Here is a 26,277-nt window from a genome sequence, read left to right as displayed (position 1 = left end):
GACATCATCGTTGATCGGTCGACCGGTGCCCAGACGCAGGCGCCCTGGGGTTCCGACCTGCCGATGGGGGTGGCAGGCGGCGTCCTCGTCACCTGCGACACTTTCAGCTCGTGCTCCGGGTGGTCCCGCGACTCTGGCGCGTGGACGAAGCTGTGGTCCACGACGACCTCGCCCCAGCGCCGCGCGGGCCTGGCCCACTCGGGGCTGACGGCTCCCGCGAGCNCCTGAAAGGTTGACAGGGAAATTACGTGCAAGATTTTTGGGAAACCACACCCGTTGCCACACAGCAGAGGGCAGTTCACCAGCACGCGAGACACCGGGACTCAACCCAATCGGCGGCGCTGCACCCGTTACGAAGCGCTGCACCCATTACGAAGCACTGCACCCGTTACGAAGCGCTGCACCCATTACGAAGCGCTGCACCCGTTAAGGAGCATTACACCCGATCAGAACGGGTGCAATGCCTACTGATGGGGTGCACAGCCCCTTCGACAACAAGCACAAACGCGGAGTCGCCCACGAAGGTTCAGCCTGATCGGGAACATTCACCACGATCAGAAAGGGTTAAACCTTACCGACCGCAACCCATCACAACAAGCTCGAGTGCGGATCGACGCGCATTCCTGGCATCCACTCCCAGGCCGTTCCGTGCGAGAGTTCCAGGCGAGAACACAGCGCCAGAACGCGCGAGGCCGGGGCGAGGCACGAACTACCGGCAGGTATCTCGGGAGCTTCACCCAAAAGTTGCACGTAATTTACCTTGGTCAGTTTTCGACTGGCACCACAAACGTTGCAATTGCAACGACCGTATTTCAAAACCTGAAAGGTTGATAGGGAAATTACGTGCGACATTGTGGGGGAACTACGCCTCGACGAGGACCGTGAACGGCCCGTCGTTGACCAGCGACACCTCCATCATCGCCCCGAACTGGCCGGTTTCGACATGCAGACCCCGGCCTCGCAGGTCGGCAACAACCGCGTCGACGAGGGGCTCGGCCTCCTCACCGGGCGCGGCGTGAACCCACGACGGGCGGCGCCCCTTGCGGGTGTCGCCGTACAGGGTGAACTGCGAGATCACGAGAATCGGGGCACCCACGTCGAGCGCGGAACGTTCGTCGTCGAGGATGCGCAGCTCGGCGATTTTGCGGGCGACCGTGGCAACCTGATCGGGACCGTCGCCACGCTGGACGCCCAGGAGAACAACGAGGCCTTGGCGCGGCCCACTGATCCGCTCTCCCAGGGTGGAAGGTTCGATCGTTTCACCGGCGCCTTGCGCATGCCCGTCGGTGGCATCTGGAGCGGGTGCGCGCGCCGGGCTGATCGCTGCGGGGTAACTGGCCCCTGCCTCGGACCCGGGCTCACAAGACGAACGAGTCCTGGAGGTGGCGTCGCNCCCCAACCCGCCAGCGTGCAGCCCCACGTGAAGAAACGCGGGAGGCCGGTCTTCCTCGCGGTTCTCTTGTGCGTCCTCGTCGTCATCGTCGTCATCGCCGTCGTCGGCATCCGTCTGCTGACGCAGACCCTGGGGGGTCAAGACGATCAGCATTCATTCACCTCCGCTCCTACCGTCGGCTACTCGGGGTCCGCGACGAGCACGGGAGCGATCTCCCCCGCCTGGGCCTCGGGCGTCGAGACGGCGTGGAGAATCTCCTTCCCCTCCACACAGTACGGCCCCCGCGCGATCACGACCGTTGAGGGCACCACCCTGTACGCCCTCTTCGAGGACCCCGACTATGCTACCCACCGGGCCACGGTCGCGGCCTTCGACATTTCGTCCGCGCAGCCGCGCGAGCTGTGGCGCACGACGGGCCCCACTCCCGAGTCATTCGGGCGTCCGGCTTTCGTCTCGCTGGCCGATCAGTTCATCGTCGGCTCCATCGTCATCGACAAGGCGACAGGCGCCCAGTCCCTGGCTCCGTGGGAGGGGTCGGAGGCGCTCGCGGCCGTTGACGGCGTCGTCGTGGCGTGCGATGGCAAACAGGCGTGCTCGGGCTGGGTGCTGGNGCTGGCCCCGTCTTGGCCGATGATCAGGTCGCCTTCCCAGTTACCCGGGATTTTCCGATCAGAAATGTCAGGGCGCTCGTCAATCAGCCGCATCCCAACGATAGGGGGTTTGCGCCCGCTTGCGGGGGGTTTCTTGCGCATCCACCGGCGCGAGGGCAAGCAAATGCCGTGCTCGATGAGCGTCTTCTTGGGGTGGGCGTCAATCCACGTGTCGATCGCCTCGTGGCTGATCGTGTGACCCTGAGCGTCGGGGGAAGTATCCATGGAGGGCAGTGTGCCACACGCCTCCATGCGCAGGCGCCCGCTGATCTGGCGGGGCGTGTGCCCCTGGGACAAATCAGCGATCACACGGCGGCGAAGGACCTCGTCACAATCCAACAGGCGCTTCTTCGGGCGACGCCTGGCCGCGCGGGCCGCCTTGTCGGCCTCCTCGGCCCGATACTGCCCATCAGGGCCCGTATGGCGGGCGATCTCACGGCACACCACCGAGGGGCTACGCCCAATCAAGTGAGCGATACGCGTCTTGGACAAGCCCACATCCACCCCCGCCATGATCGCCGCGCGATCCCAGGCACCAAGCATCCGACGACACCCCATGATCAGCCTCCAAACAGCATCACCACTACACGAAAATTGCTTACACCCTATGACACCGCCCGTAATCGGCCAGGGTGTATTTGCCGGTGACGAAGTCTAAAAACGCACTGAAATGCCGGGCACGGGTATCGTTACGCCGAGACTGGCTTGCCCTACACGCAAGACAGCGGAACCTTGGCCTACCTGCTCGAGTTGACCCNAGCGCCCGCCCGGACTCGAGGGCCCACTGTTCCCCCGACGGGTCCCCGAAGTGCGGGGTCGCGCCGAAGGAGGCCACGGCCTCGTCGACGAACTCGGAATCGAGCGCGGACTCAGACAAGGAAACCGTCCCGGGAGTCGTCGATGCCGTCGATGACCTCGCCGGAGGCGGTCGAGGCCTGCTCGGTGCGGTGCAGTCGGCCGGAGATTTCGACGTCGGCCTCGTCCTCGCCGTCGAGCGTGCGCTCCTGCGTCCACATGAGTTCGCCGGCGACCAGGCCGNCCCGTCTCCCGGGTCACTCTGGCGAGCGACGGCGTCCTCATCGCCAGCGAGAAGGAAAGCATCGCCTACAACACCGCGGGTGAGGTCGTGGGCACTGTCGGGGCCGGGTGGACGCTCGACCGTTTCCCTGCGTCGGACCGCGCTCTCCCGAGCGTGGCAGACGTCGAAGCATTCTTGACGCAGGGCGGCGCGCAGTGGACGACAGCCACCGTCGAGCGGCCCTATTCGAGCGACGTTAACGGTCATCTCCTGACGGTGAGTCCGACCAGCGGAAACTCTGCTCGCACGATCAACCCCGGTGAGTCATTCTCCGACCACGCCATGACGGACCCTTGGTCCGCCGCGCGGGTGCGCGCCAGCGCAGACGGTAATGCGCTGTTCGTCCAGTGCCTGCCGTCGTCCCCCACCGGTCCCTTCTTCTTCGGTATGGAACGCGAGATGACCTACGTGTCGCCGGAGCTGGACGAGGCCACGAACCTCACGTGGATCTTCGACGACTTGCTCGTCGGAGCACGCAGCGGCGAAGTCATCGCCGTGACGCCACGGACCCCGTAAGCGGATCGATACAGAACCGTCCCCGACGCCCGAGAGCATGCCCGGTCGCGTCGGGGACGAGTCGTCTGGGGCCGCGTAAGGCCGCGGCGAGGGCGCTCAGCCCTCCATGTGGTGGAGCGTAGCGCGGTCCGCCTTCACGGGGATGGTCAGGCCCAGGCCCACGAGGAGGATCAGCATGATGCCGAGGATACCCCAGTAGGTGTAGTCCTCGCCGGCGGGGGTCAGGCGCTTGCCGATCATGAGGAAGAGGCCGTACATGGCGGGGGCCATGAAGGACACGGCGCGCCCGGTCGTCGCGTAGAGGCCGAAGACCTCGCCCTCGCGCCCGGCGGGGATGATGCGCGACAGGAAGGAGCGCGACGCGGACTGAGTGGGGCCCACGAAGACGCACAGGGCCAGGCCCAGGGTCCAGAACACGATGGGGCCGCGGGCGTGGAGGAAGAAGACTCCGAAGCCGGCGACGACCATGGCGGACAGCGACAGGATGATGACTTTCTTCGGGCCGATCTTGTCGTCCACCCAGCCGAAGGCGACGGTCGCCAGGCCGGCGACGATGTTCGCGGCGATCGCGAAGATCATGACCTCGCCCGCGCTGAAACCGAAAGCGGTCTTGGCCAGGACGGCACCGAAGGTGAAGACGCCGGCCAGGCCGTCGCGGAAGACGGCGGAGGCGATGAGGAAGAAGAGGGTGTGCGGGGCCTCGGAGCTCAGGGTGCGAACGGTGCGCCACAGCAGGACGTAGGAGTCGAGGATGGACACGAGGGAGACCTCGGGCAGGTCCAGGCCCTCGCGCAGCAGGTTGATGCCCACGAGCACGTCGAAGGTACCCAGGCGCAGTTCGCGCAGCAGCTCGACGCGGCGCAGCGTGTCGACGTCGGAGTGCAGGTACTCGACTTTGACGCCGCGCTCGGCCAGGTAGGTCGTGAGCTCCTCGGCCATCTTCTTCGTGAGCGTGGTGACAAGGACGCGCTCGTCTCGTTCGACGCGCAGGCGCACCTGTTCGAGGAGATCGTCGATCTGCCCCTCGGTGGGCTTGACGACGACGAGCGGATCGACCAGGCCCGTCGGGCGNCGTGGTCGCCGCCGGTGTGCACCTTTTTGGGCAGCGGCGGGTGGAGGATGACGGGGATGGCGAAGCCGCCGAGCCACAGGGCGGCGATCACCATGGAGATGCGGATCGGCAGGTACTCGTCCGTGGGGACGCCGAGCAGGTTGGTGCCGATGAGGCCCACGTAGAGGATGAGCAGCAGGACGATGCCGCCGATGTAGCCGGACGCCCAGCCGAAGCCCGAAATCTTGCCGCGGTCTTCCTTCTCGCCCAGGTGGTTGAGCATCGCGTTGTAGTTCACGGATGCGAACTCGAAGAACACGTTGCCCAGGCCCAGCAGGGCGATGCCGAGCATGAGGGCGCCCTTGGGTCCGAGCACCGATTCGGGGTGTACGAAGTACATGGCGAGCATGCAGGCGACGACCAACCCGGTGAACCATCCGAGCCAGACTCCGCCCCGGCCTCGTCGATCGGCGCGCTGACCGGTGATGGGGGCGAGGAGCGCGATGAACAGGCCCGCGATCGTCATGCCGTTGCTGAGCCAGCTTGAGGCGGTGCCCGCGTCGGTGAAGACGCCGTCACTGGTCAGGTAGGTCGTGAACACGAAGGTGGTGGCGACCGCGTTGAAGGCGGCGCTCCCCCAGTCCCAGGCCGCCCATTCGACGACTTGGCGCGTGATCACGCGGCGGCGGGCGGCGGGCGTTGTGCTCATGGGATCGGGCTCCTTCGGTGGGGAGTACTCGGTGGCGCGTGTGCGTCCAGGGTGAAACTACCACGTTTCGCTTCCCCCGCTCGTCCGGGGGCGCAGTGGGGACGAGGCCGGGGAGCCACCAGCGCGACCTGACCGGATGCAATATACTGGCCTGTCACCCTGGAAGGAGACCAACGATGGCGGACGATTCATTGCGCAGCGTGTCCGATGCGGACGAACGGCTATCCAAGGCGCGCGCAAATTTTTTCATCGCCACCATTTGCGCTAGTTGTGCAATCTTCTTTTTCTGTATACGCAGCTTTTTCCCAATCGCCTACACATTCTTTTTCGTCGTAGTTCCGATTCTCCTCGCTCTCGCTTCCCTCACACTCGGCGTCGCCGAAATCGTTCAGCAGCGCCGGGGAGTTCTCATGCACGTCGAGTCGGAAGGAATCGCCCTCTATCCCCTTCTCTTCCCCTTCTACGTTTCGTCGATCTGCTCCGTGTTCTTGATGACCTGCGGCCCCATCGCACTCCTCTTGTTCCTTATTCAGCCTAATTCTGTCATGAGCCTAATCCTGGGGTTCTCGTATTCGTACTTCGGATACACAATGTTCAACGTGACAGACTATCGCCCCTCGCGCATCCACCGGTCACCGATGATCACGCTCGGTCCCGATCACCTGTCGATTCAGCCCCTCCTGCACGACAACCCGACGCGCATCCGTTGGGATCGCAACCCCCAGATTGAGGGTTTCGAGCTTTTCGTCGCTGCTAATGAACCCCACCAGTTGATGCATGTATCCACCCGGGACTCCGAGGAGGCATTCGTTTTCGAGATGAGGGGGACGCCCATCTGCTACTGGCAACTCGCGCGGCTCATGAACCACTTTGTCGCTCATCCAGAGGATCGAGCAACGCTCGGAACACCCCAGGGACCGCAGCTCGTCAGCGACATCCTGACGGCAGGCTAGGCTCATGCTTCCCCTGACACTCATCCGGCGGCCCCTCACCCCGAGCCAAGCGGACGCCATCGTGCGGCGAGCGTGGATCGTCCCCACGTGCTTGTATGCCTTCGGAGTCGCGGCAGCACTTGTTCTCGTCGCCCTCATCACACTCGGTTTCCCCGCCCTCGGCCTACGTTACGGACTCGCTATCGTCTGCCTTCTCCTCGTCGCCTTCATTCCAGCCGCCGTTGCCTACGCGCGCGCACCCTGCCGCCCGCCGAGTGTCACTGCCACCACGACGCGCGAGAAGGACCGCACGGTCACCGAGCTGATGATCACCGGGGACGCTACATTTGCCCGCAGTCGCAACGCTGGATTCACATGGGGACTAAGTAGCATTGCTCTTTGCCTCATCCCTCTCGCGTTCTCCTCGAGCACAAAAAATGGTGTCCTCATGTCGCTCGGCGCTGGTGTCTTCATCATCTGCCTTCTCGTGAAAGTGCCAGGTCTGTATTTCCCCCAACCGCGCGACGTCAAGGTACAGAAGTTCGTTCTCATCCCCGAGGGGTTTGCCTTCGCGGAGAGAGACCTCCTCCCTCGGATCAAGATGGCCGACTGGAGTGATGTGACCGGCGTGGGCGAGACCGTCAAGGGAATAACCGCCATTCACTGGACCGAAGACGGCGAGGAAGGCATCATGTGGCTACATTTGAAGGATCCTGGCCTCTCCTACGTCGCCTTCGAGCGCCTTATCGACTATTTCGTCTCCAACCCCGGGCGGCGACGCGTTCTCGGCACCAAGGACGGCGTCGATGTGGTTCGCGCGCTCCTGCGAGGGCAGGACCCAGACGCCTGAGGGGCGGCGACCCACGTGTGGGGACGTGCCGGGACCGCAGTGGGGACGAGGAGGGGGAACCACCAGCGCAACCTGACCGGATGCAATATGCTGGCATGTCAGGGACGAAGGAGACGCACGTGGAGGGTGACGGATGATCGATACGTCCCAGCCTCAGCCTTGTTCGCTGTCAACATGTCAGTGGCGGTGGCCACCCTGACTAATCCTGCGCCCTAGGAGTTCGGCTCCTGGTCGGCGAGCAGCCGCGCTATGGCAAGGTCGAGGGGACGCGTGACCTTCAGGGAGCGTTCGTCACCCGCGACCGTGTGCACGGCTCCGCCGATCGCCTCGACCAGGCCGGCGTCGTCCGTGGCGGCCACGGCCTCGTCCGCACCCAGAGAAGCGCCCGCCTCGTGCGCGCGCGTGAGCACATCCCAGCGGAAGCCCTGAGGGGTCTGCACGGCCGCCAAGTCGGCGCGCCGCGGCGTGCCCGTGACGAGGCCCGAGGCATCCACGGTCTTGAGCGTGTCGGTGACGGGCAGGACGGGGATGACCGCGCCCGCGCCAGCGCGCACCGCGTCGATGACGCGCGCGGTGACCTGCGGTGGGGTCAGGGGGCGAGCCGCGTCGTGCACGAGGACGACCGTATCCGTGCCTCTGTCCCCGAGGGCAGCCAAGCCCAGTGCGACGGAAGCCTGCCGCGAGCGGTCTGAACCAGCGACGACAAGCACGTCACCCAAGCCGTCGATCGCGGCGCGGAACTCACCGAGGCACGAGGCCGGGGCAGTGACGACGATCACGCCCACTCCCCCGGCGCGTAGGCCGCGGGCCGCCCACCACAGCAGGGGGCGACCCGATAATTCAACGAGAGCCTTGGGCAGCTCACAGCCGAGGCGAGAGCCGGACCCGGCGGCCGTCAGGACCGCGCAAACCTCACTCGGAGATTGCGTCATCATCGATCTCGATGCGGCCCTCAGCCAAGACAGAATCGAGGCGATCCGCGGCGGCCGACTTATCGATATTGCGGGCCAAAGCCAGTTCAGAGGTGAGGATGGAACGGGCCTTCGTCAGCATGCGCTTCTCGCCCGTGGACAGCTTCTTCAGGTCGTCGCGGCGCGTCAGGTCGCGCACGACCTCGGCGACCTTGACGATGTCGCCAGTCGCAATCTTCTCCTGGTTTGCTTTGAAGCGGCGCGACCAGTTGGTGGGTTCCTCCACGTAGGGGGCGCGTAGAACGGCGAGCACTTCCTCCAGGCCGTCCTCGTCAACAATGTCGCGCACGCCAACCAGGTCAACGTTTTCTGCTGGAACCTGGATCTCCAGGTCGCCCTGGTTCACGCGCAGCTTCAGATACGTACGTTCTTCACCGCGAATGGTGCGCGTCATGACCTCTTCGATCGTGGCTGCGCCGTGGTGCGGGTAGACGACCGTCTGACCGATTTCGAACGACATGGAAGGACTCCTGGGTGCTCGCGTGGATAGCACGTCCATTCTACCAGTTGCCTGACGAATATCTCCGAGACAGTGTGAAAGCTCAACGTTACACGCATTAGAGGAACGATACAAACCAACGTCAAGCACGACCACCATACGACCATCTCTGCGACCCCAGTCACGATCGGATGGTCAGTTTTAGGGAATGCGCCACACTCGTTCGTTCACCCGCGCACCCCTACTTCAACACACCCCTCGCACACGCCCACGGAGGCACAAGCATCATCCCAACCCCGCGATTGTCGCGCCCACAGGCACGACGAAGCCCCGGCCTCGTCCACGCAGACGAAACCGAGGCCCCCCGTCGCTTACTTGCCCTGGTTAGCGACCGCGGCGATCTTCGCCTCGGCCTCAGGATCCAGGTAGGTGCCGCCCTTCTTGATGGGCTTGAGGGTTTCCTCGTCGAGCTCGTACACCAGCGGAATACCGGTGGGGATGTTGACGCCGGCAATGTCCGCGTCGGAGATGTCATCCAGGTGCTTGACGATGGCGCGCAGCGAGTTGCCGTGCGCGGCAATCATGACAGTCTTGCCGGTCTTAATCGCAGGAACAATGGCCTCATCCCAGTAGGGGAGCAGACGCGCGATGACATCCTTCAGACACTCGCTCATGGGGACAGGCTCACCGGCATAGCGGGGATCCTGATCCTGCGAGAACTCCGAGCCAGCCTCGATGGCGGGCGGAGCCACGTCGAAGGAACGGCGCCACAGCATGAACTGCTCCTCGCCGAACTCGTCGCGAATTTCCTTCTTGTTCTTACCCTGGAGCGCACCATAGTGACGCTCGTTGAGGCGCCAGTTGCGCTCAACGGGGATCCAGTGGCGATCGGCGGCGTCGAGAGCCAGGTTCGCGGTCATGATCGCGCGACGCAGCATCGACGTGAACAGGAGATCCGGCAGAACGCCAGATTCCTTGAGGAGCTCACCACCGTGGGTAGCCTCCGCGCGGCCCTTGTCCGACAGCGGAACATCCACCCAACCGGTGAAGAGGTTCTTTGCATTCCATTCGCTCTCGCCGTGGCGGAGCAGCACCAGTTTGTAGCTCATGTCTCTATTGTCCCACAGTCGGAGCGTAGCTCCTACATTCCGTGTCGTTGATCACGCCACAGCTGCGGGGACGCGCCGAACCATCCCTCAGCGGCGAAAACCACTCCTCCCGCATCTTCTCCCCGACACTACCCCGGTCTCCCCCTGATTACCCCCTGAACGCCTCGCCGTTTCCCCCTGAACGCCCCAAAAATCAAGGTTCCACATGATTACCGGAACAGTATGCACTCTTCACTTCTTCCCGTACGGTTACACTATGACCATCACACGACGCACTCTGACAACGGCCGCCCTCATCACCGCGGCCTCCCTTGCCCTGGGCGCCTGCGGTTCATCCAAGCCGAAGGATGCGGCCCCCTCCCCCACACAGGAGGCAGCCACCACCTCGCCGACACCATCACCCACTGCCACGGCCTCGGCCACCCCCACGGTCCCCGGATACCGGGCCGGAGAAATCCCGCCGATCCCCCTCTTTTCTACTCCCCCGATCGACGTGTTCGCATCCAACGCCGACAAAGCCATCGTCGACTCCGCATCCTCAACCCTCTCCTCCGTTCCCGGCGTGAGCGTCGCACCCGCCAAATGTGACGGCACCTCCGTCGTCTCAGGCACCACAGTCTTCGGCGGCGACGGATCCGCCGTAACCACCTCCAACAACACGACCGTCATCAACGCAGGCGACGGCTCCGGCGTCATCACCGAGGGAACAACAACCATCACCTACGCAGGCGACGGCTCCGGCACCTACACGAACGGCGACACGAAGCTCACCATCACGGTTGACACCGACGGCTCCGGCACCTACACCAGCCCGACCACCACCTTCACCCTGAACGGACACGGCGGCGGCACCTACACAAACTCCGCAACAGGTGAAACGATCACCAACAACGGCGACGGCTCAGGCACACACACCACACGCACCGTAACAATCATCAACAACGGCGACGGCACCGGCAACTACACGGACCCGAACCTGACCATCATCAACAACGGCGACGGCACTGCGATGGTCAACGGCACAACGATCACCGGCGCACCCAAGGTTGAAAAAGCCTCCACACTCGGCACCTTCCCGCCGGTCGAGTCACTCAAGCCCGTCGAATCCTGCGGCACCCTCATCACCCTAGAGGACGGCGTCCTCTTCGACTTCGGTAAGTCCGACATCCGCCCCGACGCCGCCCAGACCCTGACAAAGCTCGCCGACATCCTCACCAACGCGAAGGTCCCCGCCGCCCACATTTACGGGCACACCGACTCCGTGTCCGATGAAGCTTTCAACCAGCAGCTCTCCGAAGCTCGCGCAAACGCCGTTAAGAACGACCTGAGCGCGAAAGGCGTAACCGCGACCATGGACGCGACCGGCTACGGCGAGTCGAAGCCCGTGGCCCCCAACGAGAACGCCGACGGATCAGATAACCCCGCCGGACGAGCGCTCAACCGCCGCGTCGAAATCTTCATCCCCGCTTTCTGACACACCAACATCGTTCATCTACCCACACGAAAAGGAAACCCCATGTCCATCAAGTCCCTCATCCCCGCCGCTGCCGTCATGGCCGTGGCCACCCTGGCCCTGACCGGCTGCACCCAGAACAACGCCGCACCGAGCGATACCTCATCAACATCCTCCCCCGCCACCTCGGCGCCCACAACCTCGGACGCATCCACCGCCCCCGCCACCTCGGCGCCCACAACCTCGGATGCATCCACCGCCCCCTCGCAGGACAACGCGACGCCGATCATCTTCAATGAATCAAACGAGCACCTCACCATTCCCGCGGGCACCACGACGGTCATCGTCAATGGTTCAAATAACGAGATTGACGGCGGAGAGGTTACCGCGATCACGGTGGCCGGTGGCGGTGTCAATGGGTGGTAGCAATGAGTTCGTTGAATGCTTCTGTTGGGGTGCGGTAGCCGAGGGTGGCTCTGGGGCAGTTGTTCAGTTCGTAGGCGATGGCGTCGAGGTAGGGTTGGTGGCTGGTGATGGGGGTTCCTTTGGGCAGGTAGCGGCGGATGAGCCGGTTGGTGTTTTCGTTGGTTCCTCTCTCCCAGGGGCTGTGGGGGTGAGCGAAGAACACCTCCACGCCGGTGTCGTGGGTGAGGCGCTGGTGGCGGGCCATTTCCCGGCCTTGGTCCCAGGTCAGTGTGCGCATCGCCCCGTCGGGAAGGCCCTGGATGCGGCGGGTGAGCGCGTCACAGACCTGGTCTGCTTTGCGCCCCAGGGGCAGGGCGACGATGATGAGGTAGCGGGTGGTGCGCTCGACCAGGGTCGCGCACGCACTGGCCCCGTCTTGGCCGATGATCAGGTCGCCTTCCCAGTTACCCGGGATTTTCCGATCAGAAATGTCAGGGCGCTCGTCAATCAGCCGCATCCCAACGATAGGGGGTTTGCGCCCGCTTGCTGGGGGTTTCTTGCGCATCCACCGGCGCGAGGGCAAGCAAATGCCGTGCTCGATGAGCGTCTTCTTGGGGTGGGCGTAGATCCACGTGTAGATCGCCTCATGGCTAATCGTGTGACCCTGAGCGTCGGGAGAAGTATCCATGGAGGGCAGTGTGCCACACGCCTCCTCACGCAAGCGCCCGCTGATCTGGCGGGGAGTGTGCCCCTGAGACAAATCAGCAATCACACGGCGGCGAAGGACCTCGTCACAATCCAACAGGCGCTTCTTCGGGCGACGCCTAGCCGCGCGGGCCGCCTTGCCAGCCTCCTCGGCCCAATACTGCCCATCAGGGCCCGTATGGCGGGCGATCTCACGGCACACCACCGAGGGGCTACGCCCAATCAAGTGAGCGATACGCGTCTGCGACAAGCCCACATCCACCCCCGCCATGATCGCCGCGCGATCCCAGGCACCAAGCATCCGACGACACCCCATGATCAGCCTCCAAACAGCATCACCACTACACGAAAATTGCTTACACCCTATGACACCGCCGGTTCCAACAACTCCATCGAGGTTGAATCGGTATCAACCGTATCCTTCACCGGGTCTAACAACGAAATCGAGTACGAGGAAGGAAACGCCCCTCAGGTGACCAGCGATTTGGGTGCCAGCAACGAAATCTTCATGAGCAAGTGACACTCCACCAACCAGTGTGGGGTGCGCAGATAATCTGCGCACCCCACACTGAAACATACCGATCAGGCGTGAGCCTGACGGTAAGCCTCAACGATCGGAGCGGGAATACGCCCGCGATCAGAAACCTCACGCCCGTTCTCCTGCGCCCACGCACGAATCTTCGCATTCTCCAGGCGTTGGTTCGGATTGCCAGCGTTGCCGCGACGACGAGTCGAACCAACCTTACGACCGGCCTTAATGTAGGGCTGAATAGCGCCGGCAAATTCTTCGAAATGCGCGCGGTTCAAATCGATTTCGTACGACGCCCCATTGAATGCGAAGCGCACGGTTTGCTCGGCGGGCGTCCCGTCAAAATCGTCGACAACTTCCACAATCTTTGTTGTCTTCTTCATGGATATTCCTCCTGAGGGATCAAGAATTCCACATTCCAACCATCAGTGGAATTCATTGCAATTAGGGTAACTCACAACGCATTTTCTTTCTCATCATTCATACGACGCCCTAAACGTGAGTTAGACATCACCGAACGAAAGAGCCGGTAATTGAAAGTTATACTCGTAGGCATGTACGAGGCTGGAGAGGCCTTGCAACCCCACAGGATGAGATGAGGAATCACAGTGAGCAGAGCACACCACCCCCGAGCGGCGGCATGGGAACTCTACTTCACCACAACGGCTCGCCTCACTGAACGCATCGAAGCCTCGCTCAAATGCAACGCCGGACTGTCAATGCCCGAATACTCCGTCCTCCTCATGACCGACCGCGCGGGCGAGATCGGCATCCGCCCCTCCCGCCTCGCCCACCAAGTCGTCTTTTCACGCTCGCGCCTCACCCACACAATGAAGCGCCTCGAATCGCGCGGCCTCATCGCACGTCGCCCCTGCCAGGGGGATGGGCGCGGAGGCCTCGTCTTCCTCACCGAGGCCGGAAAATGCCTCTTCGACGAAGCAGCCCTTGTCCAGCGCGACGTGATTCGCCAACTTTTCCTCAACGACATTTCGCCCGAAGAAATCGACACACTCACCACACTATTCAGTCGAGTGGCCGCGCGTCTCGACTCCGACACGCCATGTCCGTGAACGCGCGCCGCCTCGCGATCGCCACCGTCGCGACCGGAGTCATCGCCGGCCTCGTCGGCCTAACATGCATCCACCTGCTCCACTGGATCCAGGCCCTCGCCTGGGACATGCACTCCGAGACTCTCTTGGAAGCCGCGAGCGCACTCTCCCCCACCCGACGCATCCTCGTCCTCACCCTCGGCGGCATCATCGGAGCTCTGTCATGGTTCCTCCTCTTCCGCCGCAACAAGGCCATCACGTCTGTGTCAGCGGCCATCGCCGGCACCCCGATGCCTCCCCTGCGCGCCACCTGGCACGCCCTGACCCAGGTACTCGTCGTCGGCNCCCCCATTTTTGCGTCGTGCCACCACAGATTTTGCATCGAGGATTTCCCATCCCCCAATCCAAGCCGATTCAAACCCCGACCTTACCGCGGAATATCAATCAAAAACCGGGATAAAACCAACACGACCTGGCCAACCAAGAACTCAAGTCACAACGAGTCCAACCCCCACCTTTCGGCTTTGTAGCAACGAAAGACAGCCCAAAAACCAACACAACCTGACCTATAAGCCCGAATCCACGAAGCCTCAGCACCATCCAACCAGGCGCCGACGCGTCACCGACGAAGATCAGCCGCCGAATCTCCTGGCGTCATGTCCTGAGCCAGAGCGACGAGGTCCGCCGCCGGTTCCACGTAGGAAGTTCCCACGAGCGTGGCGCCGGAGAAAATAAACGACGTGATAGACGCGAGCGAACAGTGCCGCGACTGAGGCGAGTGCGCCAAAGGCTGACCATTAATGAAACGCGTCAGCGTCACGATCGGATTCTGATGGGAAACGAGCAAGGCCTCACGCCCCCTGGCCTCACGCAGCGCTGCAGACAGCGCGGCACTCATCCGAGACGCGACATCGCGATAAGGCTCCCCCCAGGACGGACGCAACGGATTGCAGTAATACTTGTAGTACTTCGGGTTGGCCAGCATCGCGCGATGGGAGTTGACCGGGAGCCCCTCGAACACGTTGTCGGATTCGATGAGGCGGGGATCCGAGGCGATGCTCAGCCCGTAGGCGGCCGCAGTCGGCGCCGCCGTCAACTGGGCACGCAGCAAGGGCGAAGAGATGACGCGGGCAATATCCGCCCCCGAATCCACCAGATAAGCAGCACCGCGAGCCGCCATCTGATACCCCAGCTCCGTCAGCCCAAAACCAGGCAGCCTGCCGTACAAAACGCCGGTGGGATTGTCCACTTCTCCGTGACGCATGACGTGAATGATGGTGCGGTCCATAACAGACAAGTATAGGGGTCTACAGACACGAGAGGCCCGGCCATCTGGCCGGGCCTCCACTCGCTCACTTCTTATTGCGACGCTGGTGACGCGTCTTACGCAGGAGCTTGCGGTGCTTCTTCTTCGCCATGCGCTTGCGGCGCTTCTTGATGACGGAGCCCATGGGGTTCCTCCCTCGTAGTGTGGGCGGCAGAGGTACTACCGCTAACTAATGATGGGTGCCCGGAGCGGGCACATCGTGCCTATACTACCCGCCAATGACGCGAGACTGGCCACCGGAGTGATCCGCCATACCTGCCTGAATCATCTGAGCGACCGCAGCCTCTGGGACCCGGAAGCTCTTCCCGACGCGAATCGCGGGCATTTCCCCACTGTGAATCAACCGGTACACAGTCATTTTAGAGACGCGCATGATGTCCGCCACTTCCGTGACGGTCATAAAGCGCGGCGCCGACTGCTGTTCCATCAATGACTCCCAGTATGCTCGCGAGGCGCGCTAAACCCGTTCGTTCACCGCTTACGTAGCCTCACGAAATATACTACTGCCCAACCACATGGAAACTGCAACTTTATCCACGTTTGTTGCAGAGTCGTTAAGGAGCAGTGATGGCACGGCCACGCAAACGACACACCAGGCGGCCCAAGCCCCCTCGCCTACGCACCGAACCCAGCGCCACACGCTCCCTCATACGGAAACGATCCACGGCCTCGTCCCCTACGATTTCAGCTGAAAGCCTGAGCCCGCAGCCTTCCCCCATCGTTCGCCAGGTCCCCGGCGGCCCCAGCGGCCCACACCCGCAAGTCCCCACATCACACATCCAACGAATCCGCGCATGGCTCTCGAAGCAGGCACGCTACTCACCCGCCCGACTCGCCCTGAGCACCTTCGCACTCATCATCGGGATCATTACCCTCCTGCTCATGCTGCCCATCGCGTCCGCGACCGACACGTCCGCGCCCTTCGTCGACGTTCTCTTCACCGCCGTCTCCGCCGTCTGCGTGACAGGTCTCACCACCGTCGATACTGCGACCTACTGGTCCCCCTTCGGGCAGGCCATCATCGCCGCCGGCATCGTCGTCGGCGGCCTCGGCGTCATGACACTCGCATCGATCCTCGGCTTCGCCGTCTCCCGACACCTCGGCCTCACCCAGCGCATGCTCGCCACGCAGGAAACCGGAACCGGGGCCATGGGCCAGATCTCCACGCTACTCAAAGCCGTCATCGCGACCTCACTGAGCATGCAAGCACTCCTAGCCATCATGTTCGCGCCACGCTTCCTCACGATGGGCATCAACCCCGCGCGCGCCATCTGGAACGCAGTCTTCATGGCGATCTCCGTATTCAACAACGCGGGCTTCGTGATCCTACCCGAAGGACTCTCCCCACACGTCACCGACTGGTGGATACTGATCCCCATCATCCTGGGAACGACCGTGGGCGCAATCGGCTTCCCCGTCATCATGGACGTCTCCAAGAACCTACGCAGCCCGCGCCGGTGGCGCTTGCACACGAAACTGACGCTGTCCACCTACCTGATCCTCGCCTTCATCGGCGCCCTCACCCTGGCACTGACCGAATGGCACAATCCTGCGACGTTGGGAGCCATCGACACCCCGTCAAAAATCCTCAACGCCATGCTCGCCGGCGTCAACTCGCGATCCTCTGGCCTGTCCGCCCTCGACGTGGGCGCGATGCACTCTCAGACCCACTTCATTCAGGACATACTCATGATGATCGGCGGAGGCTCCGCCTCCACCGCAGGCGGCGTGAAGGTAACGACCTTCGCTGTACTGGTCCTGGCCGTCATCGCCGAAGCCCGAGGCGACCGCGACATCGAGACGTTCGGGCGACGCATCCCCACCTCAACCGTGCGTCTGGCGGTCGCCGTCTCCCTGCTAGGCCTCGCGATGGTAGCCATGTCCGTCGTCCTCCTCATGTCAATGACAGACCATTCCCTCGACACCATCCTCTTCGAAACCGTCTCCGCATTCGCCACGGTCGGCCTGTCCACAGGCATCACACCCAACCTGCCGGTGGCCGCAAAGTACGTGCTCATCGCTCTCATGTTCGCGGGACGCACCGGGTCGATGACCGTCGCAGCCGCACTCGCACTACGCGAACGTTCCCGCGTCATCCGCATGCCTGAGGAACAACCGATCATCGGCTAAGGCACACCGCTCCCGGGCCGCTTCCAAAGAGCGAAACGACTTTTATCGCGCCTTCCCCTCTGCTAGTCTGTGCCTCACCTGGGCATGCCCGCGCAAAGGAGACACATCATGGAGGACAACCGCCTCGACATCACACGAGCACAATGGAAGGGATGGATTGATCTCATTACGCGCGACGGAGATGGGATCGTCGCGCAGCTCAACAGTGCCGCCGCGGAAATTAAGGCCGCGGCAGACGGCCAAACATCGGAAAAATGGAGCAGCCTGCAGGGTCCCGCGACCTTCGGTAGAACCTACAAGGAATACCTCAACGCCGAATACAAGGCCCTGACGCAAATGGCTCAGAACGCCTCCGATGTCGCCCAGCACCTGGACACCGCCCTCCAGCAGATCTCCAACACCGACTCCGTCTCGGAAACACAACTGAACACAACGATCGCCGGCCTCACGACGTCCCTTTCTGGAATCGACGCCGTCTACGAGTCAGAGGAGTCGAAAGCGTACTGGAAGCAATATCCAGGAGATGTTCTGTCCGCAAATAGAAGGCGGCCCCCACGCTACTAAGCGAACCCGCGAAGCCACTACAGCTACCGGCACACAGGAGGAGATTCATGACAAAGACAACGCTGCTGCGCACGCTGGCATGCGTGGTCGGGGTGCTCGCCTGCGTCACTGGTGTCGCCTCACCCAGTTACGCAGCACGTACGCCCGTTCCTGTTCCCTCGGCCCCCGTCAGCAACGCGCCTGACACGCCCCTCTTACCGGGTCGCGAGGTCAAGATCACTGCGTCCCTGACGTACGGCGCCAGCGATGACCTCGGAGATTTCGTCAGCGTTAGCAAACTGGGCATGACCCTGGTGAGTATCTATCCGAGTTCCGAGATCACCATGGACGAATGCAAAACGCTGACAGACACCTTCTGGTCGGGAAGCGCTCCCAACTACCACAGCACAGCCGAGTACCAGAGCGGCATTTGCACCCTCACTGCCGACTACGCCTACGATGCACGCCACGCCTTCTATTCTCTCGACGAGGACGGACGATTCCAGGCGCGCGCGCCCATGGAATACCTGAACCAGATCGCCTCCGCCTTCGAAACCGCACACTTCACGCGATTCGAATATCGGCTGACGGATATAAGGAACGCCCAGTGCAACGCCAGCCCGTCCTATTCGGAGCTCGACAAGCTTCTGATTGACAACGTCCACATGACAACCTGCGTGTGGAACACCGAAGAGGGGGCCACCATCCCCACCACGGATGACCCCCTCGTCGAGGCCGATGCCGAACAAGCCTTTTATGAGTCCGAAGACGGCACCGTCGGCCCGTTCACCGACCTGACGCTCCCCGTCAACCCCTTCACCCTCACGCCCACGCCCACGCAGGCCGCGGACGATTCTTCTCCCGCCTCCGCCTCTTCTTCGCCGCGGGGCCTCATCATCGGCGTGGGCGCCACCATCACCGTCCTAGCCCTCGCAGGCCTCGCAGCCCTCATCTGGGCGCTACGCGCCAAGAAGTAACACCGTCCACGCACACATTCAGAACGCGTCGTCCCGCGGCCCGTTGACACGACTGACTCCCGGCGCAGCCGGCGGGGCGTCGAATGCGAACCCGGCGTGTCAAGTCCCGGGGTTGATCCAGCCGAAAGCGGCGGACGCGGGGGCGTCGAACGCGAACCCGGCGTGTCAAGTCCCGGGTTTTGTGGAGGCTTGTTGAGGCCGCTTCCTTTCGTGTTGTTGCGTGTTGGTTTTCTGCTTGTTGTGGTGTGATGCCGCCCAGGGCGAGGTGGGGGCGGCGGGTGTTGTACCAGTGGACCCAGGCGGCGGTTTCGTGCGTCGGCTTCCAATCGGGCTGGTTCCCCAGTAACGTCGCACGTAATTCCCGTGCGCATATTTCAGACATTGAAATGTGGTCGCTGGAATTGCAACGTTTGTGGCCTATCTCGAAAAATGACCGCGTTAAATTGCGTGCGACTTTTGCTCGGGTGGTTACCGTCGTCACTTTCTGGTCTCTCTACAGCCCCGGCAACCGCGACCTGGCCCCAGTCCATGGTCCAAACCTGCGTGGTTCACTTAATCCGCGCCTCCATGCGTTTCGTGTCCTACAAGGACCGCAAGAGCGTCGCCGCGGCTTTGAAGCGGGTCTACAGCGCGCCCAACGAGGAAACCGCCCGAGGGGCGCTGGAGGACTTCGCGGCCAGCGACCTGGGAGCGCGCTACCCCCAAACCGTTGCCACCTGGCAGCGCGCCTGGCAGCGCTTCACGCCGTTCTTGGCGTTCCCGCCCATGGCGCGCCGCGTCATGTACACCACCAACGCTATCGAATCGTTGAACTACCAGCTACGCAAAATCACCAAGAACCGCGGGCATTTCCCCAGCGAAGAAGCCGCCGTCAAACTCTTATGGCTCGCCATCTGCAACATCGAAGACAAACGAGCCGCCCAGCGCCTCGCAGACGCCGGGAAACCCCCCAACAAACGAACAGGACACACACGCCTCATCCAAGGACACACCACCACCAACTGGAAACAAGCCCTCGCCCAACTCACCACCGCCTACCCCGACCGAATCACCCCCTACCTCTAACCCCCATACACAGAAAAATTGACAGGCTCGTGGGCGGCCCCTGGCGCGATCGGTGCGAGGTCGAACGTGAAACCGCCGCCTGGGTCCACTGGTACAACACCCGCCGCCCCCACCTGGCCCTGGGCGGCATCACGCCACAACAAGCAGAAAACCAACACGCAACAACACGAAAGGAAGCGGCCTCAACAAGCCTCCACAAAACCCGGGACTTGACAAACAACGCGAGGGCCGCTGCACCCGTTACGGGGCGCGACACCCGATCAGAAGGGGTGCACTGCCTACGGATCGGGTGCACTGCCCCCCACGACAAGCACAACTGCGGACAGTTCCTCCCGACATACCCAAGCGGCAGCATCAGACGCAGCCACACCACCTCGAAATACCTGCCCGGCTCCGAACAAGAGGCGCTACACCCGATCCGTCGCGCTACACCCGATCAGAAGGGGTGCACTGCCTACGGATCGGGTGCAGTGCTCCGAATCACAAGAACAAACGCGGAATCTGTGAGACGATCGCCGACACGCCGCCAACACGCCGGCGGCCAGCTCCTCATGCTGCAAACCCCCACTGCCCAAGTCAAGACCGTTGCACAGGGGGCGAATCTTGACGGTCCCAATGGAGAGCGCACCGGCAGGCCAGGTCGCGGTTGCCGGGGCTGTAGAGAGGCCAGAAAGTGACGACGGTAACCACCCCAGCAAAAGTCGCACGCAATTTAACGCGGTCATTTTTCGAGATAGGCTACAAACGTTGCAATTCCAGCGACCGCATTTCAATGTCTGAAATATGTGCACGGGAATTACGTGCGACATTACTGGGGAACCAGCCTGATTGGAAGCCGACGCACGAAACCGCCGCCTGGGTCCACTGGTACAACACCCGCCGCCCCCACCTCGCCCTGGGCGGCATCACACCACAACAAGCAGAATACCAACACACAACAACACGAAACACCGATCGCGCCAGGGGCCGCCCACACCCGGGCGACCCCCCCACGCGACCACACAAACGCCGCTACAAACTCACCAATCCTCACCCTCATCACGGCACACCGGCCTCAACTGATCAGCGCTACCAGCACCACCCATCACACCAACAGCGGACTCATCCAGGCCATCCACACGCACCACNGTCGCCCTTCGGGCTGTAGATAATTTTTTCCTCGGCCAACGCCTCCGTGTTGATCTGATCCAAGATCTCCTTGGCCCGTGCCTCACGTTGCGCGTTCTTCTGTTCTTCTAGAGCGCTAAGGTATGCGTCCGAAGTCGCGTACTTTTCAACTCTTCCATCAGCGAAACTGAGTTTGAGCGGAGGGTCTTGATGGCTCGCGGCAATATCCGAAGCACTGAGCAGGACGGGGCTTAGTTCCCTGCCCCGCGCAGCTTGAGTGTGCATGCTTTCGCGCACCGTCAGGTTGTGGGCCTTGGTCGATTCAATGTTTCCGAGGTGCGTATTGACGTCGGAGATGAAGGAGGACATCCAGGTGTTCGCACCCGTTTGGGTCTGCGATGTGCCCACGGTTTTATCGGAGACGAACGCTTGAGCGTTGCTGTGTGCCGAATCGACCTTGCTGTGGGCGTTGCCGACCTGCGCATTTTCGGTCCGGTCTTCGCCTCCCAGGGGCTGGCGAGGCATGTCAAGCAGTTCCTTGAGCTTGTTATAGTTCGGTGAATCAACCAAGGCACGACCTCGCATCTGTTCAACATCACTGATATATGACGGGTGAGAACGCTCCCGTGGTGGGGACGCTCTCGATGTAGCGTCAGTCTAACCGCACCGGGACACGAAAGTCTAACGCCTTGAAAATCTTGCCTTGACAGAGCTATGCTTCGTGTCACACCGATGCGCGTCGACGCGAAGGCGCAGGGGAGTGCTCGCCGCCCACACCTGATACGTCACAGCGACGTGGGGTGGAGTGCGGTCGCACCATTCGCGTCAAAGCACGTGGGAAGGAACAATGGAGCCATGGCAGATGAACGTGACTCCAAGGAACTCCAGTCGGGCACGCTGGTCATCGGGTTGGGCCGTTTCGGTTCGGCTGTTGCAGTGACGCAGGACCAGCTGGGATACGAGATCTTGGCGGTCGAAAAGAACCCTTCGCGCGTGCAGGCCTTCGCGGGACGTTTCCCACTGGTCGAGGCCGATGCCACCTCGAAGGATGCACTCGAGCAGCTCGGAGCGCGCGAGTTCCGAAGCGCGGTTGTCGGCGTGGGATCCTCGCTCGAAGCCGCCGTGCTCATCACCGCCAACCTTGTCGACATGGGTATTTCCTCTATCTGGGTCAAGGCGACATCCTCTCAGCACGGGCGCATCCTGCGCCGTGTGGGCGCCCACCACGTCGTCTACCCTGACCTGGATGCCGGCAAGCGTACGGCGCACCTGGTGGGTGGTCGCATGGTCGACTACATTGAAATGGAGAAGGATGGTTTCTCCATCATGAAGCTGCGCCCGCCCAAGGAGGTGCACGGCTTTTCGCTCGACGAGTTAGACCTGCGAGGCCGCTACGGCGTCAACGTGCTGGCGATTCGCCGCCCCAAGCAGCGTTTCGAGTATGCGGACTCTCAGACGCGCATCAACGCCGACGATGAGATCATCGTGTCGGGCGATTCGCACCTGTTGGAGTACTTCGCGAACAGGCCCTGAGGCATCCCGTGTCTTCCGCACCCAACCAGCCACGGCCTCGTGACCGGGACATGTCGCTCACGGGGATTCCGTACGCGCCCACTCGCTTCGTTCAGCTTCTGACGCCTCGCCGCGCGAGCGCATACCTGCGCAACGCGACGGAGGGCGGCTTTAGCCGGGCGTACGTCCAGGGGTTCTTCGTCCAGGAGGAGGCGCTTGCGCAGTGCCTCACCGCGTCCGCTGTCCTGGGGGTGATGGACGTCGGCTGGCTTAGCGAGCGCGGTCGCCTCGCATCCTTCCGGGGGCCGCTCCCCGATGCGTCGGACCAGCTCTCACCCGGTACGGTGGCGACGTGTTCGGGCAGCGGCGCCTCCTGCGTTTATGTTCTGTGCTTCGACGTTGCTTCGGACCTCGAGGCCACCCTCACCCACCAGGATCCGCCCGGCCACTCCCCCGCATCGGGCGCATGGTGGCATTCGGGCGAACCGATGGCGATCCTGCCCGGCGCCCGCATCGAAGCGATCGACGAGGACGGGCACCGGCGCGTGCTCGCACACTGGAACGCGGAGACGAACGGGCTGTGGCACTGGGGAGGGCTGGGCGAGCCTGGGAGTTTCTCCACGCTCGCGACTATCTTCGAACGTACCTTTTCACGAGGCCGTGGCTGGGTTCCGATTCGTCCACTCGACTCGCGCCGAGGCCTGGTCCACGCTGCCGACCGCAGGATCTTGCGCTTCCTGCTTGGCGATGCCCTGATCCAGTCGGGTGCGGGGGTCGCCGCGTGGGGTATCGTCGACCTCGCGGCCTCAGACACGCTGGTGTGCACGACCCACGTGTCGTACTGGGGTGTTGTGGGCGTTCTGACGGGGTTCCATCCTGACGGCGCTGGCAACACCCTGGCGTCACTGACTGCCCACGTGCCGTGGAGTCCTGCGGTGGAGCAGGCAGGCATGTGGGGCGATGAGATGGGTGGATTCCACGCTGACATTCCGTTGGAGGAGACGGGGCCCTTCGCTCACGAGTCCGTCGTGGCCCCTACGCGCTCGCCCTCCACCCCGCTGGAGGAGCTTCCTATCCCCTGGGGAGCCGCGCGCCAGGAACGCTGGCATGGGGATTTCATTGAGCTCCCCTCGGGAACGCGCGCTCCCGTCGTCGTTACGGAGGATGGGAGGGTCCACGCCGAGGCACCGGATCCTCGCTCGGTTGGGGTGCTCTTCCCGGGTCCATCCTCCTATGTCTGTGGTCCCGGATCGAACGTGTGGGTGGACATCACCGATCAGGGCGGTGTCCTCCTCGAAGCGACCACCACCGGACAGATCTTCGGCGTCAAGCGCCTCACCGCGACCATCATCGGAGAGTCGCGTGACGAATGGCATTACCACACGCCTTCGCTGGTGCGCAGCGTCGAGGCGACGTCGCGCCCGCCCCACTGGGCCGCGAAGACGCTCGTGACGCATGTTCGCGACAGGCTGACGCTACGCCCACCCGCCTGACCAGACAGACATCATGCTCCACCGGGGGGTGTTGCAGTGACCGTATCGTGAGAGCAGCCTCCCACCATCGCGTATGATGAAACGTTCCCGACACTGGAGATAACTCATGCGTTCCGCCGCTTCTCGTCGCGTCCTCGCGACGACCGCAACCCTGCTCGTCGCCACTACACTTGTCGCAGGCTGCAGGCCCTTTCGTATCCGCGGCCATCGTTCTTCGCGTCCGGGTCCCACGGCGACTACCCAGGCTGGCTCCGCCGCCCAGGCTGGCTCCGCCGCCGAGATTTCCAACCTGCCTAATATTCCCGTCGGACAGAAGAATCAGCTCGTCGACGAGTACAACAACGCTCAACGCCAGCAGAAGAGCAGCATCATCGACAAGGCGCGGGCGCTCAATAACATGGTGGGTGCGCAGCTGGTGGCTACCTCGCCCGTCACGATCAACCAGCAGCGCTTCTCTCTGAGCACCAACGGAACGATCTCCGTGAATAAGAATGACAAGGTCTACCAGATGATGTCCGCGACCGACTTCTGGCGCCTCGGATCGGACACGTACGACCTGTGCGTGGACCGAGACTGCGCATACTATTCGTCGTGGACCGTGCAGGTGGAGGGCAGCGGCAACACTCTGACCTACGTGTGGACGATGAAAATCGACGGGCCTGAACAGCCGACGGCCCCTATCGTCCGCCGTTTCCAGGTCTCCGCGTGATGGAACCAGCCAGATGAGAGCCTTCGGGCGCGACGAGGAGCGACGGACAGCCGGTAAGGCGCCCGGCCCTCAGCGAGTGTAGGAGGGCCAGGCGCCATTGTATCTGCTGCTATTTCCTGTGGTAGCGAGGACTCGTGCCAAGGTGGGTTGGATAGCTGTGGCGCCCACTGAAGGCTATTGATTCGTCGAAGCCTCGATACTCGTAGTCGCCGTCCGCGTAGATTTGACTAGGATCCGCCACGCCGTCCGCATAATCGAGCACATCTTGGCGGGTTGGGGTGGAATTGTAGCCCTTGTTCATGAAGGGGTTCTGGTCCGGGTAGCTCATCGGACTGGTCGTCATCAGCGCGTAGGTGTTGAGCGCACCGTAGCCCGTGAATGGGTTCCAGCTGTTGCCGTCACTGCCCACGCCCGTGTGTGTCAGCCCCTGCATGATCTGGTTGCCTGTCGCGTTCGGCCAGCGTTGTTTCGCCAGCGCTAAGGACCCCGCAACCGTCGGTGACGCGAACGATGTTCCCCACCAATTCCACAGTTCATCGGTAACGCCTCTGCGAGCGTACGGACGCCCCAGGGCAGCGGTGGACACGTAGTTGCCATAGTTCGAGTAGTCGGACATGGAACCGTTGGTCTCGATTGCACTCACGCCGATCACGCCGCTCATGCGCGCGAGCGTATCCGGATAATCGTAGGTCGCTTCGTTGCCCATTGAGACGACGACGGGGACTTGCCGCACAATCGCGCGGGCGAGGGCCCAGCGCATCACGTCATAGTCCCCTGGATACGAGGAGGAGATTGAGACGACATCCACGCCGTCATTCAAGGCGTACTCAATCAGGAGCGCCGCATCCGACTTGCCGCGTGTCCAGTCACCGATCGCGCAATCCGCCTCAGTGGACTCTCCTTTGAATGACAGCGTGTAACTGTAGAGCGCCGCGTCAGGAGCGACACCGAAGGCGGGGGAAACGAGAACTTGAGCGATGACCGACCCATGATCCCAATGGTTGTCCGTCGAGTTAACCGTGCAGCGGCTCATGTTGTGAATATTCGCGCCGTTGAGTTCGGGGATGTTCGTGTTGATGGGGCCGTCGATGAGGCCGATCGTGACCCCGGCACCCCGATAGCCCGCGTTGTGAATGGAGTCGAGGGAGTAGTACGAGTAGTACTCCTGTTCACCTGCGGTAATGCCTGCGGCCCGGGCAGCAGGCGCGGGGACTATCAGGGCAGTTACCGCGAGTGCACCGGTAACTCCGACGCCCAGGGTCCGTCGCATCAGGCGCGTCATGTCACGGGTCATGTCAGTATCCTTTCGCCGCACACCACACGGCGCGACCAGCCATTCTACCATTCGGTCACGTGTTGGTACAAGATTCCGCCCCCTTCCCTCCACGCGCACTGGAACCGCAGATGAGCCAGGGGCGCGTTACCGTGGGTGCATGGCGAAAGAGAAGATCACCTACCGCTGCTCCGAGTGTGGATGGTCCTCCCCCAAGTGGGTTGGGCAGTGCCGCGAGTGCGGGGCGTGGGGCACGGTCGACCAGACGGGCGAGGCCTCGGGCACCCCGCGCGCGTCAGCGA

At 62.8% G+C, this 26,277-nt stretch carries 25 protein-coding genes and 8 pseudogenes; 17 read left to right on the top strand and 16 right to left on the bottom strand.

The features are described 5' to 3' along the window. Positions 1-862: 862 nt before the first annotated feature. The 4 genes and pseudogenes from dtd to BQ7477_RS01960 all read right to left on the bottom strand — a co-directional run. Positions 863-1,255, bottom strand: a complete 393-nt coding sequence (gene dtd / locus BQ7477_RS01980) for a D-aminoacyl-tRNA deacylase (protein ID WP_073982671.1) — start codon at positions 1,253-1,255, stop codon at positions 863-865. Between the two features lie 749 nt (positions 1,256-2,004). Further along, positions 2,005-2,601: pseudogene (locus BQ7477_RS12950) on the bottom strand (transposase); the annotation flags it as partial. Between the two features lie 58 nt (positions 2,602-2,659). Next, a pseudogene (locus tag BQ7477_RS11290) lies at positions 2,660-2,800 on the bottom strand (IS256-like element ISAod1 family transposase); the annotation flags it as partial. A 112-nt stretch (positions 2,801-2,912) separates the two neighbouring features. Next, positions 2,913-3,092 (bottom strand): annotated as a pseudogene (locus BQ7477_RS01960) (hypothetical protein); the annotation flags it as partial. Between the two features lie 143 nt (positions 3,093-3,235). Between BQ7477_RS01960 and BQ7477_RS01955 the strand changes: the two are divergent. Then, positions 3,236-3,637 carry a hypothetical protein gene (locus BQ7477_RS01955; RefSeq protein ID WP_234968635.1) on the top strand — a complete coding sequence of 134 codons (402 nt, stop codon included), beginning with the start codon at positions 3,236-3,238 and terminating at the stop codon, positions 3,635-3,637. A gap of 96 nt (positions 3,638-3,733) precedes the next feature. Here BQ7477_RS01955 and BQ7477_RS11280 read toward each other — a convergent pair. Continuing rightward, a pseudogene (locus tag BQ7477_RS11280) lies at positions 3,734-4,708 on the bottom strand (MFS transporter); the annotation flags it as partial. A gap of 2 nt (positions 4,709-4,710) precedes the next feature. Continuing rightward, a pseudogene (locus BQ7477_RS01945) lies at positions 4,711-5,397 on the bottom strand (MFS transporter); the annotation flags it as partial. A 176-nt stretch (positions 5,398-5,573) separates the two neighbouring features. Here BQ7477_RS01945 and BQ7477_RS01940 point away from each other — a divergent pair. Together BQ7477_RS01940 and BQ7477_RS01935 are read left to right on the top strand one after the other, a co-directional pair. After that, positions 5,574-6,350: a hypothetical protein gene (locus BQ7477_RS01940; protein WP_073982618.1), complete on the top strand. Its 777-nt coding sequence runs from the start codon at positions 5,574-5,576 to the stop codon at positions 6,348-6,350. 4 nt (positions 6,351-6,354) lie between these two features. After that, entirely contained in the window at positions 6,355-7,179 is an 825-nt protein-coding gene (locus BQ7477_RS01935) for a hypothetical protein (RefSeq protein ID WP_073982617.1), read from the top strand. Positions 7,180-7,391: 212 nt separating this feature from the next. On the opposite strand, the gene ispD is transcribed toward BQ7477_RS01935, so the two are convergent. From ispD to BQ7477_RS01920, 3 genes are all read right to left on the bottom strand, one after another. Continuing rightward, entirely contained in the window at positions 7,392-8,114 is a 723-nt protein-coding gene (gene ispD, locus BQ7477_RS01930) for a 2-C-methyl-D-erythritol 4-phosphate cytidylyltransferase (RefSeq protein WP_073982616.1), read from the bottom strand. Then, positions 8,092-8,610: a CarD family transcriptional regulator gene (locus tag BQ7477_RS01925; protein ID WP_073982615.1), complete on the bottom strand. Its 519-nt coding sequence runs from the start codon at positions 8,608-8,610 to the stop codon at positions 8,092-8,094. Before BQ7477_RS01925 ends, ispD begins: the two co-directional genes overlap by 23 nt. 350 nt (positions 8,611-8,960) lie before the next feature. After that, a complete protein-coding gene (locus BQ7477_RS01920; RefSeq protein WP_073982614.1) occupies positions 8,961-9,698 on the bottom strand; it encodes a phosphoglyceromutase in 738 nt (245 codons plus the stop codon). Between the two features lie 256 nt (positions 9,699-9,954). Here BQ7477_RS01920 and BQ7477_RS01915 point away from each other — a divergent pair, with 256 nt between their 5' ends. Next, on the top strand, positions 9,955-11,172 hold the full coding sequence (locus BQ7477_RS01915) for an OmpA family protein (RefSeq protein WP_073982613.1): 1,218 nt from the start codon (positions 9,955-9,957) through the stop codon (positions 11,170-11,172). A 42-nt stretch (positions 11,173-11,214) separates the two neighbouring features. Then, positions 11,215-11,577, top strand: coding sequence for a hypothetical protein (locus BQ7477_RS11825; RefSeq protein ID WP_073982612.1), 363 nt, complete (start codon positions 11,215-11,217; stop codon positions 11,575-11,577). Here the strand turns inward: BQ7477_RS11825 and BQ7477_RS01905 are convergent. Further along, the gene (locus BQ7477_RS01905; RefSeq protein ID WP_073982611.1) at positions 11,564-12,577 is read right to left on the bottom strand and encodes an IS30 family transposase; all 1,014 of its coding nucleotides are present in this window, start codon (positions 12,575-12,577) and stop codon (positions 11,564-11,566) included. The two genes, BQ7477_RS11825 and BQ7477_RS01905, sit on opposite strands and share 14 nt — an antisense overlap. 36 nt (positions 12,578-12,613) lie before the next feature. On the opposite strand from BQ7477_RS01905, the gene BQ7477_RS12225 reads away from it, so the two are divergent. After that, on the top strand, positions 12,614-12,781 hold the full coding sequence (locus tag BQ7477_RS12225) for a DUF3060 domain-containing protein (protein ID WP_234968632.1): 168 nt from the start codon (positions 12,614-12,616) through the stop codon (positions 12,779-12,781). Positions 12,782-12,843: 62 nt separating this feature from the next. Here the strand turns inward: BQ7477_RS12225 and BQ7477_RS01895 are convergent, their stop codons facing one another. Continuing rightward, positions 12,844-13,173 (bottom strand): histone-like nucleoid-structuring protein Lsr2, encoded by a 330-nt coding sequence (locus tag BQ7477_RS01895; RefSeq protein ID WP_073982610.1) that lies wholly within the window; start codon positions 13,171-13,173, stop codon positions 12,844-12,846. 225 nt (positions 13,174-13,398) lie between these two features. On the opposite strand from BQ7477_RS01895, the gene BQ7477_RS01890 reads away from it, so the two are divergent. After that, positions 13,399-13,860, top strand: a complete 462-nt coding sequence (locus BQ7477_RS01890; RefSeq protein ID WP_073982609.1) for a MarR family winged helix-turn-helix transcriptional regulator — start codon at positions 13,399-13,401, stop codon at positions 13,858-13,860. Positions 13,861-14,458: 598 nt separating this feature from the next. Here BQ7477_RS01890 and BQ7477_RS01880 read toward each other — a convergent pair. The 3 genes from BQ7477_RS01880 to BQ7477_RS01870 all read right to left on the bottom strand — a co-directional run bounded on the left by BQ7477_RS01880 (position 14,459) and on the right by BQ7477_RS01870 (position 15,593). Beyond that, a complete protein-coding gene (locus tag BQ7477_RS01880; protein WP_073982608.1) occupies positions 14,459-15,127 on the bottom strand; it encodes a histidine phosphatase family protein in 669 nt (222 codons plus the stop codon). A 64-nt stretch (positions 15,128-15,191) separates the two neighbouring features. Further along, entirely contained in the window at positions 15,192-15,290 is a 99-nt protein-coding gene (locus BQ7477_RS01875; RefSeq protein ID WP_003792170.1) for a 30S ribosomal protein bS22, read from the bottom strand. An 84-nt stretch (positions 15,291-15,374) separates the two neighbouring features. Next, positions 15,375-15,593, bottom strand: a complete 219-nt coding sequence (locus BQ7477_RS01870; protein ID WP_073982607.1) for a helix-turn-helix domain-containing protein — start codon at positions 15,591-15,593, stop codon at positions 15,375-15,377. A gap of 140 nt (positions 15,594-15,733) precedes the next feature. Here BQ7477_RS01870 and BQ7477_RS01865 point away from each other — a divergent pair, with 140 nt between their 5' ends. The 3 genes from BQ7477_RS01865 to BQ7477_RS01855 all read left to right on the top strand — a co-directional run bounded on the left by BQ7477_RS01865 (position 15,734) and on the right by BQ7477_RS01855 (position 18,816). Further along, the gene (locus BQ7477_RS01865; RefSeq protein WP_073982606.1) at positions 15,734-17,296 is read left to right on the top strand and encodes a TrkH family potassium uptake protein; all 1,563 of its coding nucleotides are present in this window, start codon (positions 15,734-15,736) and stop codon (positions 17,294-17,296) included. A gap of 108 nt (positions 17,297-17,404) precedes the next feature. Next, positions 17,405-17,860: a hypothetical protein gene (locus tag BQ7477_RS01860; protein WP_073982605.1), complete on the top strand. Its 456-nt coding sequence runs from the start codon at positions 17,405-17,407 to the stop codon at positions 17,858-17,860. Positions 17,861-17,907: 47 nt separating this feature from the next. After that, the gene (locus tag BQ7477_RS01855) at positions 17,908-18,816 is read left to right on the top strand and encodes a hypothetical protein (protein WP_073982604.1); all 909 of its coding nucleotides are present in this window, start codon (positions 17,908-17,910) and stop codon (positions 18,814-18,816) included. Here BQ7477_RS01855 and BQ7477_RS12945 read toward each other — a convergent pair. Continuing rightward, positions 18,788-19,198 (bottom strand): integrase core domain-containing protein, encoded by a 411-nt coding sequence (locus BQ7477_RS12945; protein WP_073982603.1) that lies wholly within the window; start codon positions 19,196-19,198, stop codon positions 18,788-18,790. The genes BQ7477_RS01855 and BQ7477_RS12945 overlap by 29 nt on opposite strands. Positions 19,199-19,296: 98 nt before the next feature. Here BQ7477_RS12945 and BQ7477_RS01845 point away from each other — a divergent pair. From BQ7477_RS01845 to BQ7477_RS01815, 6 genes and pseudogenes are all read left to right on the top strand, one after another. Further along, positions 19,297-19,881: pseudogene (locus BQ7477_RS01845) on the top strand (transposase); the annotation flags it as partial. Positions 19,882-19,922: 41 nt separating this feature from the next. Next, positions 19,923-20,069, top strand: a pseudogene (locus BQ7477_RS12220) (integrase core domain-containing protein); the annotation flags it as partial. A gap of 584 nt (positions 20,070-20,653) precedes the next feature. Continuing rightward, positions 20,654-21,028, top strand: a complete 375-nt coding sequence (locus BQ7477_RS12940) for an integrase core domain-containing protein (protein WP_073982602.1) — start codon at positions 20,654-20,656, stop codon at positions 21,026-21,028. A gap of 815 nt (positions 21,029-21,843) precedes the next feature. Continuing rightward, positions 21,844-22,521, top strand: coding sequence for a potassium channel family protein (locus BQ7477_RS01825; protein WP_073982600.1), 678 nt, complete (start codon positions 21,844-21,846; stop codon positions 22,519-22,521). 8 nt (positions 22,522-22,529) lie between these two features. Beyond that, entirely contained in the window at positions 22,530-23,993 is a 1,464-nt protein-coding gene (locus BQ7477_RS01820) for a hypothetical protein (protein ID WP_129582472.1), read from the top strand. Positions 23,994-24,099: 106 nt separating this feature from the next. Then, the gene (locus BQ7477_RS01815) at positions 24,100-24,702 is read left to right on the top strand and encodes a GA module-containing protein (RefSeq protein WP_073982598.1); all 603 of its coding nucleotides are present in this window, start codon (positions 24,100-24,102) and stop codon (positions 24,700-24,702) included. A gap of 109 nt (positions 24,703-24,811) precedes the next feature. Here the strand turns inward: BQ7477_RS01815 and BQ7477_RS01810 are convergent, their stop codons facing one another. Then, on the bottom strand, positions 24,812-25,996 hold the full coding sequence (locus tag BQ7477_RS01810; RefSeq protein ID WP_073982597.1) for a S8 family peptidase: 1,185 nt from the start codon (positions 25,994-25,996) through the stop codon (positions 24,812-24,814). Between the two features lie 139 nt (positions 25,997-26,135). Here BQ7477_RS01810 and BQ7477_RS11270 point away from each other — a divergent pair. Then, positions 26,136-26,277 (top strand): annotated as a pseudogene (locus BQ7477_RS11270) (DNA repair protein RadA); the annotation flags it as partial.

Source organism: Actinomyces bouchesdurhonensis (assembly GCF_900128465.1).
Lineage (GTDB): Bacteria > Actinomycetota > Actinomycetes > Actinomycetales > Actinomycetaceae > Pauljensenia > Pauljensenia bouchesdurhonensis.
This window is presented reverse-complemented; position numbering and strand designations above follow the sequence as displayed.